This window comes from Nitrobacter hamburgensis X14 (assembly GCF_000013885.1).
Classification (GTDB): domain Bacteria; phylum Pseudomonadota; class Alphaproteobacteria; order Rhizobiales; family Xanthobacteraceae; genus Nitrobacter; species Nitrobacter hamburgensis.
This window is the reverse complement of record NC_007964.1, coordinates 1,319,910-1,336,343: the sequence shown is the minus strand read 5'-3', so window position 1 is coordinate 1,336,343 and position 16,434 is coordinate 1,319,910. Positions and strand designations below refer to the sequence as shown.

General features: G+C 59.2%; 17 protein-coding genes and 3 pseudogenes. 11 read left to right on the top strand and 9 right to left on the bottom strand.

What is annotated here, in order from left to right:
- The first annotated feature begins 28 nt into the window (after positions 1 to 28).
- The gene (locus NHAM_RS24655) at positions 29 to 379 is read left to right on the top strand and encodes a trehalose-6-phosphate synthase (RefSeq protein ID WP_347336437.1); all 351 of its coding nucleotides are present in this window, start codon (positions 29 to 31) and stop codon (positions 377 to 379) included.
- A gap of 105 nt (positions 380 to 484) precedes the next feature.
- Here NHAM_RS24655 and NHAM_RS06015 read toward each other — a convergent pair whose 3' ends face one another.
- Both NHAM_RS06015 and NHAM_RS06010 read right to left on the bottom strand, forming a co-directional pair.
- Positions 485 to 835 carry a hypothetical protein gene (locus NHAM_RS06015; protein WP_245270020.1) on the bottom strand — a complete coding sequence of 117 codons (351 nt, stop codon included), beginning with the start codon at positions 833 to 835 and terminating at the stop codon, positions 485 to 487.
- Between the two features lie 19 nt (positions 836 to 854).
- On the bottom strand, positions 855 to 1,136 hold the full coding sequence (locus tag NHAM_RS06010; RefSeq protein WP_041357764.1) for an usg protein: 282 nt from the start codon (positions 1,134 to 1,136) through the stop codon (positions 855 to 857).
- Positions 1,137 to 1,409: 273 nt separating this feature from the next.
- Between NHAM_RS06010 and NHAM_RS06005 the strand changes: the two genes are divergently transcribed.
- The 4 genes and pseudogenes from NHAM_RS06005 (at position 1,410) to NHAM_RS26110 (ending at position 5,949) form a co-directional block, all read left to right on the top strand.
- Positions 1,410 to 1,727, top strand: coding sequence for a co-chaperone GroES (locus tag NHAM_RS06005; RefSeq protein WP_011509709.1), 318 nt, complete (start codon positions 1,410 to 1,412; stop codon positions 1,725 to 1,727).
- Positions 1,728 to 1,863: 136 nt separating this feature from the next.
- A complete protein-coding gene (groL, locus tag NHAM_RS06000; protein WP_011509708.1) occupies positions 1,864 to 3,501 on the top strand; it encodes a chaperonin GroEL in 1,638 nt (545 codons plus the stop codon).
- 500 nt (positions 3,502 to 4,001) lie between these two features.
- A pseudogene (locus tag NHAM_RS24650) lies at positions 4,002 to 5,060 on the top strand (IS630 family transposase).
- Between the two features lie 358 nt (positions 5,061 to 5,418).
- On the top strand, positions 5,419 to 5,949 hold the full coding sequence (locus NHAM_RS26110; protein ID WP_198137006.1) for a DDE-type integrase/transposase/recombinase: 531 nt from the start codon (positions 5,419 to 5,421) through the stop codon (positions 5,947 to 5,949).
- A gap of 185 nt (positions 5,950 to 6,134) precedes the next feature.
- Here NHAM_RS26110 and NHAM_RS05980 read toward each other — a convergent pair whose 3' ends face one another.
- From NHAM_RS05980 to NHAM_RS05960, 5 genes and pseudogenes are all read right to left on the bottom strand, one after another.
- Complete coding sequence (locus NHAM_RS05980; protein WP_011509706.1) at positions 6,135 to 7,325, bottom strand: NADH-quinone oxidoreductase subunit D; 1,191 nt, start codon at positions 7,323 to 7,325, stop codon at positions 6,135 to 6,137.
- A 175-nt stretch (positions 7,326 to 7,500) separates the two neighbouring features.
- Positions 7,501 to 7,914 (bottom strand): annotated as a pseudogene (locus NHAM_RS05975) (TCP-1/cpn60 chaperonin family protein); the annotation flags it as partial.
- Between the two features lie 223 nt (positions 7,915 to 8,137).
- The gene (locus tag NHAM_RS05970; RefSeq protein ID WP_157043752.1) at positions 8,138 to 9,190 is read right to left on the bottom strand and encodes a fatty acid desaturase; all 1,053 of its coding nucleotides are present in this window, start codon (positions 9,188 to 9,190) and stop codon (positions 8,138 to 8,140) included.
- A 258-nt stretch (positions 9,191 to 9,448) separates the two neighbouring features.
- Positions 9,449 to 9,649, bottom strand: a complete 201-nt coding sequence (locus NHAM_RS28050) for a cold-shock protein (RefSeq protein ID WP_011509704.1) — start codon at positions 9,647 to 9,649, stop codon at positions 9,449 to 9,451.
- A gap of 47 nt (positions 9,650 to 9,696) precedes the next feature.
- Positions 9,697 to 9,876, bottom strand: coding sequence for a hypothetical protein (locus tag NHAM_RS05960; protein WP_041357761.1), 180 nt, complete (start codon positions 9,874 to 9,876; stop codon positions 9,697 to 9,699).
- Positions 9,877 to 9,940: 64 nt separating this feature from the next.
- Between NHAM_RS05960 and NHAM_RS05950 the strand changes: the two are divergent.
- Positions 9,941 to 11,108, top strand: a pseudogene (locus tag NHAM_RS05950) (IS3 family transposase).
- Between the two features lie 130 nt (positions 11,109 to 11,238).
- Here NHAM_RS05950 and NHAM_RS26500 read toward each other — a convergent pair.
- Positions 11,239 to 11,388 (bottom strand): hypothetical protein, encoded by a 150-nt coding sequence (locus NHAM_RS26500; protein ID WP_430707697.1) that lies wholly within the window; start codon positions 11,386 to 11,388, stop codon positions 11,239 to 11,241.
- Between the two features lie 111 nt (positions 11,389 to 11,499).
- On the opposite strand from NHAM_RS26500, the gene NHAM_RS26495 reads away from it, so the two are divergent.
- Both NHAM_RS26495 and NHAM_RS05945 read left to right on the top strand, forming a co-directional pair.
- Positions 11,500 to 11,658 carry a hypothetical protein gene (locus NHAM_RS26495; RefSeq protein ID WP_157043545.1) on the top strand — a complete coding sequence of 53 codons (159 nt, stop codon included), beginning with the start codon at positions 11,500 to 11,502 and terminating at the stop codon, positions 11,656 to 11,658.
- Positions 11,659 to 11,850: 192 nt separating this feature from the next.
- Positions 11,851 to 12,774: a sensor histidine kinase gene (locus NHAM_RS05945; protein ID WP_198137005.1), complete on the top strand. Its 924-nt coding sequence runs from the start codon at positions 11,851 to 11,853 to the stop codon at positions 12,772 to 12,774.
- A gap of 890 nt (positions 12,775 to 13,664) precedes the next feature.
- On the opposite strand, the gene NHAM_RS28045 is transcribed toward NHAM_RS05945, so the two are convergent.
- Entirely contained in the window at positions 13,665 to 13,928 is a 264-nt protein-coding gene (locus tag NHAM_RS28045; RefSeq protein ID WP_049769299.1) for a hypothetical protein, read from the bottom strand.
- A 351-nt stretch (positions 13,929 to 14,279) separates the two neighbouring features.
- On the opposite strand from NHAM_RS28045, the gene NHAM_RS28040 reads away from it, so the two are divergent.
- The 3 genes from NHAM_RS28040 to NHAM_RS27490 all read left to right on the top strand — a co-directional run bounded on the left by NHAM_RS28040 (position 14,280) and on the right by NHAM_RS27490 (position 16,364).
- Positions 14,280 to 15,224 carry a Spy/CpxP family protein refolding chaperone gene (locus tag NHAM_RS28040; RefSeq protein WP_011509699.1) on the top strand — a complete coding sequence of 315 codons (945 nt, stop codon included), beginning with the start codon at positions 14,280 to 14,282 and terminating at the stop codon, positions 15,222 to 15,224.
- Between the two features lie 157 nt (positions 15,225 to 15,381).
- Positions 15,382 to 15,762, top strand: a complete 381-nt coding sequence (locus tag NHAM_RS27495; RefSeq protein ID WP_198137004.1) for a hypothetical protein — start codon at positions 15,382 to 15,384, stop codon at positions 15,760 to 15,762.
- Between the two features lie 92 nt (positions 15,763 to 15,854).
- Entirely contained in the window at positions 15,855 to 16,364 is a 510-nt protein-coding gene (locus NHAM_RS27490) for an integrase core domain-containing protein (RefSeq protein WP_041357755.1), read from the top strand.
- Positions 16,365 to 16,434: the final 70 nt, after the last annotated feature.

Here is a 16,434-nt window from a genome sequence, read left to right as displayed (position 1 = left end):
ATGTGGCCGGTCGCTTCGCGGAACTCGATTGGGCGCCACCCAGCGCTCGCTCGCTGGCTTCTTTCGGCTCAGCCGTGTCGCTCTTGTCACTCCATTGCGCGACGGAATGAACCTGGTTGCCAAGGAGTATGTTGCTGCACAGGACCCAGATGACCCCGGCGTGCTTATTCTTTCGCCCTTCGCCGGTGCGGCCTACGAACTCGACACTGCCGTGATCGCCAATCCGTATGACCCCGACGCCGTCGCCGAAGCATTGCAGACAGCGCTGGGGATGCCACTTGAGGAACGATGCGAGCGTTGGCGGGCGATGATGGCGATACTGGGCCGCAATAGCATTATGGCGTGGCGCGAGAGTTTCCTTGGGGCTCTCAGCCGCTAGCTCGGGATGTCGTTCGGCAGGAACGTGGCACCGGTGCATCAGGTCGTGATAATCTGGCTCGTCAATAAAGTTGCCCCAGTCTGCCGATAAGGGGTTACCTCGAAATCATCTCCCGGGCGGAAATGATCCACGAGTGACGGGACCAGTTATATCCGTTTCATCGTCGCGCTGGACCAAATAGACCAAAGGCAAGTCGCCCGCAGCGTTCTCCGTTTTCGTATCAACGTAATACACTTCTTCTGCTGGCTTGGCGCGACGCACCCCAATCGGCGACTTCCCCTGCCAAGGCGGCCTGTGCCCGAACGTCATTCGCTTCAAGTCTTCTTGCAGCCAGTCCTCCTTACCGAGTTCTCTAGCTTGGCGAAACGTCGCGACCCCGAATGCCAGAATCGGCTGACCGTCGATCTCCAGCACGAAGACGATCGGAGGCGGCGCCTCGGCTTTCGCTGGCATCATCAAAGTCTAGTCCCTTGCGTTAATGCAATCGGAACATGCCGTCGATGGCATGCAATTCGGCTGGCTTGATCAGTTTCGAGTGCGCAACGGTAACTGCGAACAGAGGACCTTCGAGCGATTTTTCCCAGAACGCGAGGAAATCCTTTAGTGCCGGGAAAGTGGGAAACAGATCGTAGTCCTGCCAGACGTAAGTTTGCAGCAACCAGTGATGATCCGGGCGGCGATAAACGATTTCCGCTGTCGTCAGTCCGTAGCCTAAGACTTGTTTTCTGAAATCCTTTGAAGCCGCACCTTTCTCAATCGTGCTAACCTCTAGCCCAACTGAAACAGTTGCATGATCCTCAATTCGTCAAAACTGAAAACATTCAATACGTGAAAATAATCAATGAGCTAGCAGCATGTTACTTCGCCTGCTAGCAATCGCCGAGCCTTCCTCCTGATCAATCGAGCTGGAAAACATCGCGGGCCGCAGCTCTTGCGCCCTAGCATCCCGGGCTTATGTCAGGAGCGGCTGGCACTCGTGCATTACGACTGCCAATTCCAGAAATAATCACAAACAGCAAAGTAGAATCGCATGAACTTCCGTCCGCTTCACGATCGCGTCGTGGTCAAGCGTATCGACGCCGAAGACAAAACCGCTGGCGGCATCATCATTCCGGATACGGTCAAGGAAAAGCCCTCTCAGGGCGAAATCACCGCGGTCGGCCCGGGCGGCCGTGACGAGGCAGGCAACCTGATCCCGATCGATCTCAAGGTTGGTGACCGCGTGCTGTTCGGCAAGTGGTCCGGCACCGAGGTAAAGCTCGACGGTCAGGATCTCTTGATCATGAAGGAAAGCGACATCATGGGCGTTCTCACCGATCTGCCCGCCGCCAAGAAGAAGGCCGCGTAGCGCGACCAGTTTTCCTAATCCTGAGGAGCCGGCGCAGCCGGAGTCTCGAAGGATAAAGGCTCGCAATCCAAATCTCATTTCTCAAGAAACCGTCCAATCGCGCGGTCTTTGGGATCTGACGAAAACGGAGATCATTATGTCAGCCAAAGAAGTCAAATTCGGCGTCGATGCTCGCGACCGCATGCTGCGCGGCGTCGAAATTCTCAACAACGCGGTGAAGGTCACGCTCGGCCCCAAAGGCCGCAACGTCGTGCTCGACAAGTCCTATGGTGCGCCGCGCATCACCAAGGACGGCGTCACCGTCGCCAAGGAAATCGAGCTTGAGGACAAGTTCGAGAACATGGGCGCGCAGATGGTGCGCGAAGTCGCCTCCAAGTCCGCGGATGCGGCCGGCGACGGCACCACTACCGCGACGGTTCTGGCAGCTGCGATCGTGAAGGAAGGCGCCAAGTCGGTCGCCGCCGGCATGAACCCGATGGACCTCAAACGCGGCATTGACCTCGCCGTCGAAGCCGTGGTCGCCGACCTCGTCAGGAACTCCAAGAAGGTGACCTCGAACGAGGAAATCGCTCAGGTCGGCACCATTTCATCCAATGGCGACACGGAAATCGGCAAGTTCCTCGCCGACGCCATGAAGAAGGTCGGCAACGAGGGCGTCATCACGGTTGAGGAAGCCAAGTCGCTCGAGACCGAACTCGAGATCGTCGAGGGCATGCAGTTCGACCGCGGCTACATCTCGCCCTACTTCGTCACCAACGCCGACAAGATGCGCGTTGAAATGGAAGATGCTTACGTCCTCATCAACGAAAAGAAGCTATCTCAGTTGAACGAATTGCTTCCGCTGTTGGAAGCCGTGGTGCAGAGCGGCAAACCGCTTGTGATTATTGCCGAAGATGTCGAAGGCGAAGCGCTCGCCACCCTCGTCGTCAACCGCCTGCGCGGTGGTCTCAAGGTTGCCGCCGTCAAGGCACCGGGGTTCGGCGATCGCCGCAAGGCCATGCTGCAGGACATCGCCATCCTGACCGGTGGTCAGGCGATCAGCGAAGATCTCGGCATCAAGCTCGAGAACGTCACACTCGCCATGCTCGGCCGCGCCAAGAAGGTGATGATCGACAAGGAGAACACTACCATTGTCAGCGGGGCCGGCAAGAAGGCCGACATCGAGGCGCGCGTGAACCAGATCAAGGCGCAGATCGAGGAGACCACCTCGGACTATGACCGCGAGAAGCTTCAGGAGCGTCTGGCCAAGCTCGCCGGCGGCGTCGCGGTGATCCGCGTCGGCGGCGCGACCGAGGTCGAAGTGAAGGAGCGCAAGGATCGCGTGGACGACGCGATGCATGCGACCCGTGCGGCGGTCGAGGAAGGCATCGTGCCGGGTGGCGGCGTCGCCCTGCTCCGCGCCTCCGAGCAGCTCAAGCGCATCAAGACCGCGAACGACGACCAGAAGACCGGCGTCGAGATTGTGCGCAAGGCGCTCTCCGCGCCGGCCCGCCAGATCGCGATCAACGCAGGCGAAGACGGCAGCATCATCGTCGGCAAGATCCTCGAGAAGGAGCAGTATTCCTATGGCTTCGACTCGCAGACTGGCGAATACGTCAACCTGATCTCCAAGGGCATCATCGACCCGACTAAGGTCGTGCGTGCGGCGATCCAGAACGCAGCGTCCGTCGCGGCACTACTGATCACCACCGAGGCGATGGTCGCCGAGCTGCCGAAGAAAAACGCCGCTGCTCCGGCGATGCCGGGCGGCGGCATGGGAGGTATGGATTTCTAAGTCCAACCGTTGAGCAAGGAATAAGAAGGCCCGGCAGCATTGCTGGGCCTTTCTGCATTAGCTACACATCCCTCTCGACGACGATAGTGCACGGAGGTGACCGCTCTCCAGGGATCAAGCGGAGACGTGCAGCAACTTCGCCGATCGCATTATCGCCGGGCGTGGCATCCGCTATGGCCGCATGGCGATGATCCCTACCTCGGCTAAGGCGAAGCGCCGTCCGTACATACATAAGCTGACTCGCGCCCAAGTATGCTTCGGCCTGCCGGTTATCTGCGGCAACTGCGCGCGCTGGCACCTTGGATTTGGAAGATTTGCTAATTACTACCATGCGGGAAAGCATCGCCCGCACGACCCCTTCACCTGTGTGTACCGAAAACCTTATCCGAGTTGATGACGTGATGGAATCGCCTAATACCAAATCTTGGGGAGCGTGACTCTGTGGGGCTTTTCAAATCAGCGGCGGGCTGATTCAACATCGCGAACGCGGGAGGTTCACCATGTCGCCCCTACCACTCCGGGCTGATTTCAACGCACAGACGACACGGTCCGCTGCCAGGCGGTCGAAAGACGGGCCGCAGGCGCGGCGACTTCTGGCTCTGGCCGCGATCGACGACGGTGCGACGCGGACGGAAGCAGCCAGGATCGGCGGAGTGGGTGTGCAAATTGTTCGCGACTGGGTGATGAAGTTCAATGCACTCGGCCCGGACGGCCTTTTCGATCGCAAGGCGCCCGGGCAACCGTCCCGGCTCAAGGACGAGCATCGTCAGGTGTTGGCCGCCATGATCGAAGGCGGGCCGATCCCTGCTATTCACGGCGTCGTCCGTTGGCGCATCGTCGATCTCTGCCAGCGGCTGTATGAGGAGTTCAGGGTCACAGTCTCCAAGCAGACTCTGAGCCGGGAGCTGCGAGGCATGGGCTATCGCAAGCTCAGCGCCCGTCCGCGCCATCATGCGCAAGCCGAGGGCGCGATCGAGAATTTTAAAAAATCTTCCCAGCCCGAGTGGCGGAAATTGCGAGGGACAAGAGCGTCGATCCAGCCGAGATAGAAATATGGTTTGGCGACGAGGCGCGCATCGGCCAGAAGAACAAGATCACGCGACGCTGGGCGCGGCGCGGAACGCGGCCTTCGGCGCCGCGCGACCAGCGAACCGCCTCCACTTACATCTTCGGCGTGATCTGCCCGAAGGACGGCAAGGGCGCAGCCCTCGTCCTGCCCGCATGCAACACCGAGGCGATGAACCTGCATCTGGCCGAAATCGCGACCGAGGTCGCCAGGCAAGCATGCCATCTTGCTGTTCGACCAGGCCGGCTGGCATCTGTCGAGCCGGTTGATCGTTCCACCCAACATCACGATCCTGCCGCTGCCAGCGAAATGCCCGGAACTTAATCCGCAGGAAAATGTCTGGCAGTTCATGCGCGACAATTGGTTGTCGAACCACGTGTTCAAGTCTTACGAAGATATCGTCGATCACTGCTGCTACGCCTGGAACAGGCTAATCGATCAGCCTTGGCACAATATGTTCATCGGAATGCGTGATTGGGCGTACCGGTTCTGATCAGCGAGTCTTGGTATAAGCTGGCGGAATGATCGGGCTGCTCGGTTTCGTTCTTGCCGTCCTGGCCTCGCCCCAAGTGGAAGTTGAGGCTTGAGGCTGAGAATGCGGTGCTTCGACATCAGTTGATGGTCTTGAGGCGTAGGCTGCGTGGTCGCGTCCGGCTCACGACCAATGATCGCTGGTTCTTTATCCAGCTGTATCGCCGGTTTCCGTCGATCCTGCAGGTTCTCACGATCATCCGTCCCGAGACGCTGGTGCGTTGGCATCGGGCGGGCTTTCGTCGCTATTGGCGTTGGATCCCTCGGGAGGGCGACCTCAGATCGAGACGGAGCGGCGCGCGCTGATCCGGCAGATGAGCATGGAGAACCCGCTTTGGGGCGCGCCGCGTATCCATGGTGAACTGCTCAAGCTCGGGATTGAGGTCGCTCAATCAAGCGTCGCCAAGCACATGGTCAAACGGCGAGGACCGCCAAGCCAGGGATGGCGGACCTTCCTGCGAAATCATGCCCCAGATATCGCTGCAATGGACTTGTTCGTTGTCCCGACTATCGGTTTCGACTTGCTTTATGCCTTCGTCATCGTCCGGCTCGACCGCAGAGACCCCGTGTGGATCAACGTTACAACAAACCCGACAGCGGAGTGGATTGCGCGTCAGATAACGGAGGCCTTCCCTTGGGATGATGGCCCAAAATACCTCATCCGCGATCGGGATCAAATCTATGGCGCGGTCGTCACACGTCGATTGCGCGCCATGGGCATCCGGGACAAGCCCACTGCACCAGCTTCATCTTGGCAAAATGGCTTTGCCGAACGGCTGATCGGATCGATCCGGCGCGAGTGTTGGACCACATCATTGTCTTGGGCGAGGCGCATCTGTGCCGAATTCTGAAATCCTATACTGACTATTACAATGGGGTACGCACGCATCTTTCCTTGGAGAAGGATTCACCGGTCTCGCGCGCCGTCGAGCGGGCTGGGCACATTCGTTGCCGCCCGGTCCTCGGCGGACTGCACCACCAATATGTCCGGATTTGATTTACGACAGGGAACTCCTAACACACCGAAACCACAGCTTCATCGATCAATCTCCCCGAATACAATATCGAGCGATCCGATGATTGCGGAAACGTCAGCCAACATGTGGCCGCGCGTAAGGAAGTCCATGGCCGAAAGATGGGCGAAGGAAGGAGCGCGGATCTTGCACTTGTACGGCTGGTTGGTGCCATCGGAGACGAGATAGACGCCGAATTCGCCCTTCGGAGCTTCCACGGCGACGTAGACCTCGCCGGCAGGAACGCGGTGGCCCTCAGTGTAGAGCTTGAAATGCTCGATCATCGCCTCCATCGATCGTTTCATTTCCGCGCGCGACGGCGGAACGATCTTGTGGTCTCTCGTGGCGACGGGCCCCTGTCCTTCGGGCAGCCGTAGCTTCTCCAGGCATTGCTTCATGATACGCACAGATTGACGCATCTCTTCCATCCGCACGAGATAGCGGTCGTAACAATCGCCATGCTTTCCAATGGGAATGTCAAAATCGAGTTCGGAATAACATTCGTAGGGTTGCGCCTTGCGCAGGTCCCAAGCGGCGCCGGAACCGCGCACCATGACACCTGAGAAACCCCATCCCCACGCGTCTGCGAGCTTGACCTCGGCGATCCCGACATTGCGTTGCTTAAAAATACGATTTTCAGTCAGCAGGCCCTCAAGGTCGTCGCACACCTTGAGGAACGGGTCGCAAAAATCCCAAATGTCGTCGAGGAGCTTCGATGGAAGATCTTGATGCACGCCGCCAACTCGAAAATAGTTGGCGTGCATGCGCGCGCCGGACGCGCGCTCGTAGAACACCATCAATTTTTCGCGCTCTTCAAAACCCCATAGCGGCGGGGTGAGCGCGCCGACGTCCATCGCTTGGGTCGTGACATTGAGAAGGTGCGAAAGTAGCCGTCCGATTTCGCAGTAAAGCACACGGATGAGCTGGCCCCGTTTCGGAATTGTGATGTTAAGCAGCTTCTCGGTTGCCAGACAGAACGCATGTTCCTGGTTCATGGGCGCGACATAGTCGAGCCGGTCGAAGTAAGGCAGCGCCTGCAGGTAAGTCTTATGCTCGATTAGCTTCTCGGTGCCGCGATGCAGGAGACCAATATGCGGGTCGACGCGCCGGACGACTTCGCCGTCAAGTTCCAACACGAGACGCAAGACCCCGTGCGCCGCGGGATGTTGCGGCCCAAAATTGATCGTGAAATTGCGGGGCGCGGCTTCGACCATGTAGGCCTCATGAAGCTGCCGTAGTTGCCGGGAAAGCGCCTTATAACTTCGCCGGTTCCCAAGCATGCGAACCGGACGGAAGACATCTCCGTGACATGAAATCAGGTCTACGGAACAATAGCAGTTGGCTCTGAGTTCGGTGAGAAAATTCCTTGGTTCTGAACGTACAGAATTGGAAGTCCATGCCACCCACGCCACCGCCGCCACCTAGCATTGCTGGGGCATTCTTCTTCGGAAGTTCGGCCACCATTGCTTCCGTGGTGATCAGAAGAGCCGCAACCGAAGCCGCGTTCTGGATCGCTGCACGCACGACCTTGGTCGGGTCGATGATGCCCTTGGAGACGAGGTTGCCGTATTTGCCGGTTTGCGGGTCGAAGCCGTAGGAATACTGCTCCTTCTCGAGGATCTTGCCGAGGATGATGCTGCCGTCCGCGTTGATCGCGATCTGGCGGGCCGGCGCGGAGAGCGCCTTGCGCACGATCTCGACGCCGGTCTTCTGGTCGTCGTTCTGGGTCTTGATGCGCTTGAGCGGCTCGGAGGCGCGCAGCAGCGCGACGCCGCCGCCCGGCACGATGTCCTCATCCGCAGAAACGCTCATCCCTGATTTTCCAAACAGGCTCTAAGGCCGAAGCATTGCGCGATTCGGCCTCAGTTGCCAGCCGGATTAGGTTTCCGACAGGGACAGCCGGCAGTAACGCCATAAAGACAATCGAAAAAAGCCGATCGGAGTGAGGTCACGATCGGCGCCGACCGTGACCCCACTCCGACGTGGATTCCGTTACTGGTCACAGAAAACAGTTACCGCTGTAGCTTCAAGGGGCTTTGTTCAGCGCCGGTTTACATCTGATTTCGCGGAACGATACCAGGCGGCGCTGCACTTCGTCCCACAGCACAAGCCTTACGCACCGAAAGCTCTGCAGGAGCGTTATGTGACCGACCTCGTGCAGTTCAGGGTGGTCGCGCAGCACGTGCGGCAGCCGGTAGAAGGGGATACGACTGCAAAGATGGTGCACGTGGTGGATGCCGATGTTGGCTGTGAACCAGCGCAGCAATACCGGAAGATCGTAATGTGAGCTGCCGTATAGGGCGGCCTGATGCAGATTCCACCGCTCGTCGCACTCCCACGCGGTTTGCTCAAATTGATGTTGCACATAGAACAGCCATACGCCGGCGGTGGCGGCGAGCAGTATGATCGGAAGGTGCACGAGCAGGAACGCCTTAATTCCGATGAACCACGTGAGCGCGGCAACGATCAAGCCAATGGCGAGATTGGTTGTCATTGTGCTGGCCCAAGGCTGCCAACCGTCGCGCATGAGGCCGACCGGGAGACGGTGTTGCAGGAGAAACAGATAGGCTGGTCCGACCACGAACATGACCAGCGGGTGACGGTAAAGTCGGTATTTCAGACGGCCCCACCACGAACGGGCCTGGTATTCGCGCACTGTCAGGGTATCGACGTCGCCGATACCGCGCCGGTCGAGGTTACCGGTGGTGGCATGATGGATCGCATGCGTGCGGCGCCACCAGTCGTAAGGCGTAAGTGTGAGCACGCCAATGACGCGGCCGACCCAGTCGTTCGCCAGACGATCGGCGAAAAAAGTGCCATGGCCGCAGTCGTGCTGGATCATGAACAGGCGCAAGAGAAAGCCAGCAGCTGGGATCGCGATAAGCAATGAAGCCCAAGCATGGCCAAGGGAGAACGTGAACCAAGATGCCGTCCATAAAGTCACGAGCGGCAAAGCCGTGATCACCAACTCGGCAACGCTGCGCACGTGATTTGGCGTGCGATAGCTTCCCAGAATGCGCGTCCAACGCCGAGTGTCGGGCGTCGCCAGTTCTGAGGTATGTCCAATGCTCAAGATGATATCCGAAGCCTGCCGATCGCGCGCCAAGTGGGCTGAATTCTCAGCTTCGCAGCTCGCGCGGCCTGCTCCTTTTCGCACTCGCGTTGCACTTTCGGCCCAGCCGCAATCGTTAGTAGCTTGTTGACTCGCAATGTCGTCATTACTTTCTCAGTGGCGGTTGCGGACAGATTAGAATATCCGGCGTGCCGACGGATCGACCGCGGGACTCCGAAAACTACAGCTCTACCAGTACATCCGTGGTCAGAGCAACAATGGCCCTCAGGAGGCGCGCAGATTTTCAGCGGCAGATTTGCCGGTCCGGCGGTCTACGACGATATCGAAGCTGACATTTTGCCACTCATGGAAGGAGCTGACGCCGGCGCGTTCAACCGCGCTGATATGACACCTCGCGCATCCATATCGGTTTCTCGCCGCCTGGGAAGGCTTCGACCGAAAGCCACGCTGGGACTGCTTCCGCACGCGACTGGCACCGGTGCCGTCGAGGAACTGGTTGTCCTTATCGCAAATCAAATCCGGGCATATTGATGGTGCAGTCCGCCCAGAATCGGTCGACAGAGAATGCGTCCGGCTGTCTCGACGGCACGTGATATCGGCACGTCCTTGTTCAATGACAAATGGGTGCGCGTGCCGTTGTAGTAGCGCATGTACGAGAGCAGTACGTGGCGCAGATGGCGTTCGCCGACCACTGGTCTGCCCCTGAAAAGTGGTCCTCCCTGAATTAGGCTATTAGCCGTTAGAGAGGACATTGGAATGCCCCAGAAGAAGCACAAGCCGGAAGAGATCGTCGCGAAGCTGCGCCAGGTCGATGTTTTGCTTTCACAAGGCAGATCGGTTGGCGAAGCGGTTCGTTCGATCGGCGTGACGCAGTTCACGTATTACCGGTGGCGCAAGGAGTTTGGTGGCCTGAAGGGCGACCAGGTGAAGGCCTCGAGGAACTTGAGAAAGAGAACGACCGGCTGCGCAAGGCTGTGTCGGACCTGACGCTGGAGAAGCTGATCCTGAAAGAGGCTGCCTCGGGAAACTTCTGAGCCCCTCCCGCCGTCGTCGCTGCGTCGACCATGTCATGGTGAAGTTCTCCATCTCGGAGCGCTTTGCCTGCAAGGTTCTCGGCCAGCATCGCTCGACCCAGCGCAAGAAGCCGCAAAGCCGACCGGATGAAGAGGCATTGACGACCGACATCATCCGGCTGGCCTCACGCTACGGCCGCTATGGATATCGCAGGATCACGGCGATGCTGCAGTCCGAGGGTTGGACGGTGAATGCCAAGCGTGTCGAGCGTATCTGGCGGCGGGAGGGGCTGAAGGTTCCTCAGAAACAACCGAAGAGAGGCCGACTCTGGCTGAATGACGGATCGTGCGTCCGGCTTCGGCCCGAGCATCCAAACCATGTTTGGTCCTATGACTTCGTCGAGGGCCGGACCCACAATGGCGGGAAGTTCCGCATGCTCAACATCATCGACGAGTTCACCCGAGAATGTCTGGCGATCCGGATTGATCGCAAGCTCAACTCGACCGACGTCATCGACGCCCTGTCGGACCTGTTCATCCTACGCGGCGTGCCCGGCCACGTTCGTTCTGATAACGGGCCGGAGTTCATTGCCAAGGCAGTGCGGGAGTGGATTGCAGCTGTCGGCGCCAAGACCGCGTTCATCGAGCCCGGAAGCCCGTGGGAGAACGGCTACTGCGAGAGCTTCAACTCGAGGCTGCGCGACGAACTGCTCAACAGCGAGATCTTCTACAGCCTCGCCGAGGCCAAGGTCATCATCGAGGCATGGCGGCGCTACTACAACACCGAGCGACCACACTCATCGCTTCGATATAAACCGCCGGCGCCAGAGGTCATCGCCTGGCCTTCAAAGCCAGCCGGATCGCTTCCGCCAGCAGCGCAAGCAATGGCCGAAAAGCCCATCATGCATTAAGACTGAAAGCGGACCACCTCATAGGGGCAGGCCAGCCCTTGTAATCCCTTTTGCCTTCGCAAGTGTCACGCCTTCACGCTGGCGTTCACGGATCAGGGCACCCTCAATTCCGCAAACGAGCCCATGACGTTCAGCAGGAGCTGGGACATTCGCGCGCGAGCTTGTCGTATTCCCGCAGGACGGTCGGCAGCTTCAATTGCTTGAGATGATGGCTGAGCAGCACCTGCGGCGTGCCGCTCGTCGTGCGCGCCGACATCGTGTCGACTGTTCCCTTGCTCATGCTGCTCTCCCGAGAACGAGAACGGCGTAATCGGCCGCCGATGTCGTCTTCACGCTGGTCTTCGGCAGATGGGGACAGGCACTGAGATCGAGCCGCGCCGGACGGCGCTCAATGCGGGCCAGTGCGATCTGCTTGGCCGCCCCGGATCGCGCCGACGAGATGGAGGAGATCATCGCGCGCTATGGCGAGGTGCAGCATCGTTTCGAGGAGCTCGACGGCTACTCTAACAGTTTGCTGAAGAAACCCACTCGCCATCTGAGTCTCAGTTGATCCTGCGACAACCTGCCACGCTGCGCGGTGCTTGCTTCCAGTATGCCACAAATGTACGAGCACCCAGAGATAAGCCTGTGCGGCTGCGGGGACGGATTTTTCGTGTTTCGTTGGCTGCTCAGAGTGTTCCGCGAGCGCGCCAGTCGTTTACAGGCAGCGGCTCAGTGTAGACTAAGGCCATCCTGGGGAGGCGTGGCCGTTGTCGCTCTCTTCGTCATAGCCGGCGCCTTGACGTTTGATGCGTTGACCCAGCGGATAATCTCGGTCGACATTTTTTATGTAGGTCTGGTCCTCCTGGGTTTCTGGCTTCCCAAACCCAAGGCAGCTCTTGCTCTTGCGCTGCTCGCAACGACTCTGATCATCGCGGGATATTGGATATCGATCGCTGAAAGCATACCGGCGTGGCAGGAATGGCTAAATCGGACTCTCGCCATTGGGGTTGTTTGGCTTGCGGCAGTCTTCGTCTGTCGTATCCGTATCCTTGAAGAAAGCTTGCAGCGACAGATGGATATCACCAAAGCGCTTTCGCGCGAAATGAATCATCGTGTGGGAAATCAGCTGCAGCTCGTTTCTTCGTTCTTGATGCGCCAAGCCAGCAGCAACTGCAATGAAGAGGTGGGCCGCGCGCTCGAACGCGCGGGCTCACGTGTGATGGTGATTGGAAATATTCAGCGGCTGTTGTCGCATTGTACACCTTCGGCCACGATTGACTCGAGAGAGTTTATCATGACGGTCATTGACGATGTGCGCTCGATTTTGCCAAACTCCGATCGGGTTGACATAGCGGTCCATGCCGATTCCGCGGAGCTAACCTCCATGCGCGCAATCGCCCTCGGGACCTTGTTGGTTGAACTCATCAACAATGCGCTGAAATATGCGTTTTCCGAGGGTATGAAGGGGATGCTCACCGTGAATTTCACTGTTTCAGGGAACAAGAACATAATCGAGTTTAAGGACGACGGTGTCGGCATTGCTCACGGACATACCCCCGACGGCTTTGGCACCAAGAATGTAGAGGACCTCGCACGCCTGTTGGGAGGGTCGATAACCTGTCAAGCCGCATGTCAGTCAGACAGCCGGCCGGGCGCCAAATGGCGGCTGGTCATCCCGGCATGAGATAGCAAGCTCGTTCTACGGGAAAGCGCCAGGCAAGCTAGCTGGCGCCATTTGTGCGAGGTGAGTTTCGATTTCCGAATGACTCTGGAGTGCGCCTTTATGAGCGGCCCGAGACATAGGTGACAAATCGTACCGGACACATGGGTTGCACTTTTCAAGTGGCAAATCAGCGCTCGACCTTGCCGTTAAGCTGAGGCGAAGCGGTTTGATGTACGTTGGCGAATGCCCAGGTCTTCGAGATGTTGTTGAGCTTGGCGGTCGCGACGAGGGGGCAGACCGTTGCCCCGGCGCTGGGCACTGGCTGTCGGCGGAGTCCATCACGCTCGTTCTTGGAGTGGGGCTCGGCCTGGCTTTTGTCGCGAGTTAAACCGGGCGATCGACAGGACGGCCGCGAAGGCATTGGAGCATTATTATCGCCGAATCCAATGGTGACCCGAATGCAAGAACAAGCGCTCGAGTGCGACTGGTGCCGCCCAGTTTCTGGACGACACGTAGCTCGAAGCCGTTCGAAGGCACCGAAGCGATCGTCAGCGCTCGCTGGGGCCTGGCGGCTTTCGTTTGCAGGACGAGGCGTACGAATCCTAAGCGTTTCCGCGTTTGGTTTTCCGCTGTAGACACCGCATCTCATAAAAGGTTCGACCCGAGCGTGTCTACCAATTCCGCCTTCTCAGGCCATCCGCTCCGCTCAATGTAACCCCGTAGCGCCTAGACGGGCAGCGTCGGAAAGCTGACGGGGCAACCCCCCAACCATTGAAAACCAAGGAATAGTGGGAACAATTGTTCATATAATAGATTGAGTCATGGCCTCCCTCCGGAGCTGCCTTGCAGCACCGTGAGTCGCAGTGGAGGGTGCCATGACGACATCCACGTGGAAATTCAGTTCGCTCGGCTCAGGCGTAGTCGCGCTTGCTTGCGCAATATTGTTGTCGGCTGCGGCGTATGCCGGCCCGAAAGGCGGCGGCCACGGCGGCCATGGCGGTGGCTTTCATGGCGGGGGTGGTGGCGCTTTTCATGGTGGCGGCGGCTTTCATGGTGGTGGGGGCGGCTTTCATAGCGGCGGTGTTCACATGGGCGGCTTCCATGGCGGTGGCGGACATTTCGGTGGCGCGCGCGCATTCGCCGCCAGGCCGCATTTCGCCCCGCACGTAGCCCATTCGCTTGCGCGGTCAGGCTTCCATGGCGGTCGATCATTCGGCCATCGATCAGTCGCAGTCCATAACGCTCCACACGTCAACGCAATCCGCAGTACACACGGTGCACTGAGGACCAAGGCGGCGCTCGGCGCCTCGGTACTTGCCGCGAAACACGTCAGCGCGACGCGGAATGCCAAAGCCGTGGAGCACGCGCTGAACTCGCATCCGGTCAACCGGGCTTTTAGCAACACAGCCACATTACGCGATCCGAGAACCCGCGCGCTGATCACCGCCAGCGTCGCGACGGCGGCGTGGCACGGCGGAAACCGGTGGTGACGCCATCACGACGGCGGCTTCGGATGGGTTGGCCCGGTGTTCTGGCCGTTCGCCTTCTACGACATCTATGACTATGCGTTTTGGGGCTCCCCCTACTACGATCCGTTCTGGGACTATGGCTACCCGGACCTCTACGCCGGCATCTTCGTGCCCTACGGTTACGACGAACTGATGGGCTATGCGGGCTACCTGCCACGCTATGCCAGCGGAGGCCGAAGCAACGCCGACGCTTATGCCTATGTGCCGCCAAGCAACCAGGCGAAGCTAATGCAAATGTGCGGCGAGGACGGCCGCATGATCGCCGGGCTGCCCATCGAGAGCGTCCAAAGTGCGATCCAGCCGAACGAGGCGCAGCGCGCCGCGCTCGACGAACTTGTCAGCGCCTCGGAAAAGGCGGCCGCGAGCCTCAAGGCCTCCTGCCCGACCGACGTCGCGCTGACGGCGCCGCGCCGCCTTGAGGTGATGCAGCAGCGCATCGAAGCGATGATTGCGGCGGTGCAAATGGTGCAACCGCCGCTGAAGAATTTCTACGGCCTCCTGAGTGACGAACAGAAGGCCCGGCTCAATGGGCTCGCCACCACGAGACAGCGTCCGGCCCGGCCCACGGAGAGAGCCGTCTCAGCCGGGCAGGCTTGCGACGTCGCGCAATCGGGGCTGACGAGCTGGCCGGCCGCCATGATCGAGCAATCGGTCAAGCCAACCGAGCAGCAGCACATACATCTTGATGCGCTTCAGAGCGCCGCCGCCCGGGCCGCGGACATGCTCAAGGCGTCGTGCCAGAGTCAGGCAGAGGATGGGCTGACGCCGCCGGCGCGGCTCGCAACTGTCGGCAAACGGCTCGATATCATGCTGCAGGCGGTGAAGGCCGTGCACATCGCGATGCATGACTTCTATGGATCGCTCACTGACGAGCAAAAGGCTGCCTTCGACGCGATTGGCCCGAAGCGGATCGGCGCAGCCCAACCGCGTGGCGCGCGGTGACATCCGTGGACATCACGCTAGCGATCGAGAAAATGATCCGGCACACAGGATCTCGTTCGTGCTGTTGTCCCTGTCGCAACGCCATCCGGCTGGCGGTTGATCGAGAATTGGGCGATGCTGCTGCCCGATGTTGGATTTGTGCAGACTGATCTTTGGAATGGTGATCGACCTGCTGCGGTCGCGAGTTGCGCTTGAGGCAGAAGTTCTGGTCTTGAGGCAACAAATCAACGTGCTGCGGCGAACCCGTCCCAAAAGACCTCCCTTCATCTCGATCGACAGACTGATATTGGGAGGTGTCTGCCGACTGTTTCCCAAGATGTATGATGCACTGGCAATCGTCCGACCGGACACCGTGATCCGTTGGCATCGTGCCGGTTTCAGATCGTATTGGCGCTGGAAATCGAGGCGTCGCTGCGGTCGACCGGCTGTGCCGTTGGAAATTCGCCGGCTGATCCGAGAGATGAGCATCGCCAATCCGTTGTGGGGAGCGCCGCGGATCCATGGCGAGCTTCTCAAGCTGGGCACCGAGATTGGCTAGACCAGCGTGGCCAAGTATATGGCGCGGAGGAGGCTCCTCCGTCGCAGGGTTGGAACACCGTACTTCGTAACCATGCTGACGGTATCGCCGCGATGGACCTTTTTGTCGTACCGACAATCTCATTCCGGCTGCTCTATGGATTGCTGATCATGGGCCATGGCCGGCGGCAGATCCTGTGGTTTGGGGTCACCGCGCATCCGACGGCCGAATGGATCGCCAACCAACTGACGGAAACGTGTGGCTGGGAGCGAATCCCTCGTTACCTGATCCGGGATCGCGATGGCGCATACGGCGAAACATTCATACGCCGGGTTCGATCCATCGGCATTCGAGATCGTCCGACATCTCCTCGCTCACCCTGGCAAAACGCAACCGAACGGCTGATCGGATCGATCCGCAGGGAATGCGTTGATCATGTCGTGGTATTCGGCGAACGCCATCTGCGCCACGCGCTGCTCTCGTACATGAGCTACTACAACGGCACGCGCACCCATTTGTCATTAAACAAGAACGCGCCGATGTCACGCGTCGCCGAGACAGCCGGACGCATTAGCTGTCGTCCGATTCTGGGAGAACTGCACCATCAATATGCCAGGGTTTGATTTGCGATAAGGACAGCATTTGTTTGACGCTGGCTCCTGCTCGACTGGCCGCCTGCTCCGCGCTTCGACA

Bases quoted from the DNA above. Each gene is read 5' to 3' on its own strand.
- NHAM_RS06015 (WP_245270020.1), bottom strand. From the start codon at position 835: ATGATGCCAGCGAAAGCCGAGGCGCCGCCTCCGATCGTCTTCGTGCTG.
- NHAM_RS06005 (WP_011509709.1), top strand. From the start codon at position 1,410: ATGAACTTCCGTCCGCTTCACGATCGCGTCGTGGTCAAGCGTATCGAC.
- groL (WP_011509708.1), top strand. From the start codon at position 1,864: ATGTCAGCCAAAGAAGTCAAATTCGGCGTCGATGCTCGCGACCGCATG.
- NHAM_RS26110 (WP_198137006.1), top strand. From the start codon at position 5,419: ATGGAGAACCCGCTTTGGGGCGCGCCGCGTATCCATGGTGAACTGCTC.
- NHAM_RS05980 (WP_011509706.1), bottom strand. From the start codon at position 7,325: ATGGTCGAAGCCGCGCCCCGCAATTTCACGATCAATTTTGGGCCGCAA.
- NHAM_RS26500 (WP_430707697.1), bottom strand. From the start codon at position 11,388: ATGAGCAAGGGAACAGTCGACACGATGTCGGCGCGCACGACGAGCGGC.
- NHAM_RS26495 (WP_157043545.1), top strand. From the start codon at position 11,500: ATGCGGGCCAGTGCGATCTGCTTGGCCGCCCCGGATCGCGCCGACGAG.
- NHAM_RS28045 (WP_049769299.1), bottom strand. From the start codon at position 13,928: ATGGGCTACGTGCGGGGCGAAATGCGGCCTGGCGGCGAATGCGCGCGC.
- NHAM_RS27495 (WP_198137004.1), top strand. From the start codon at position 15,382: ATGGTGATCGACCTGCTGCGGTCGCGAGTTGCGCTTGAGGCAGAAGTT.
- NHAM_RS27490 (WP_041357755.1), top strand. From the start codon at position 15,855: ATGGACCTTTTTGTCGTACCGACAATCTCATTCCGGCTGCTCTATGGA.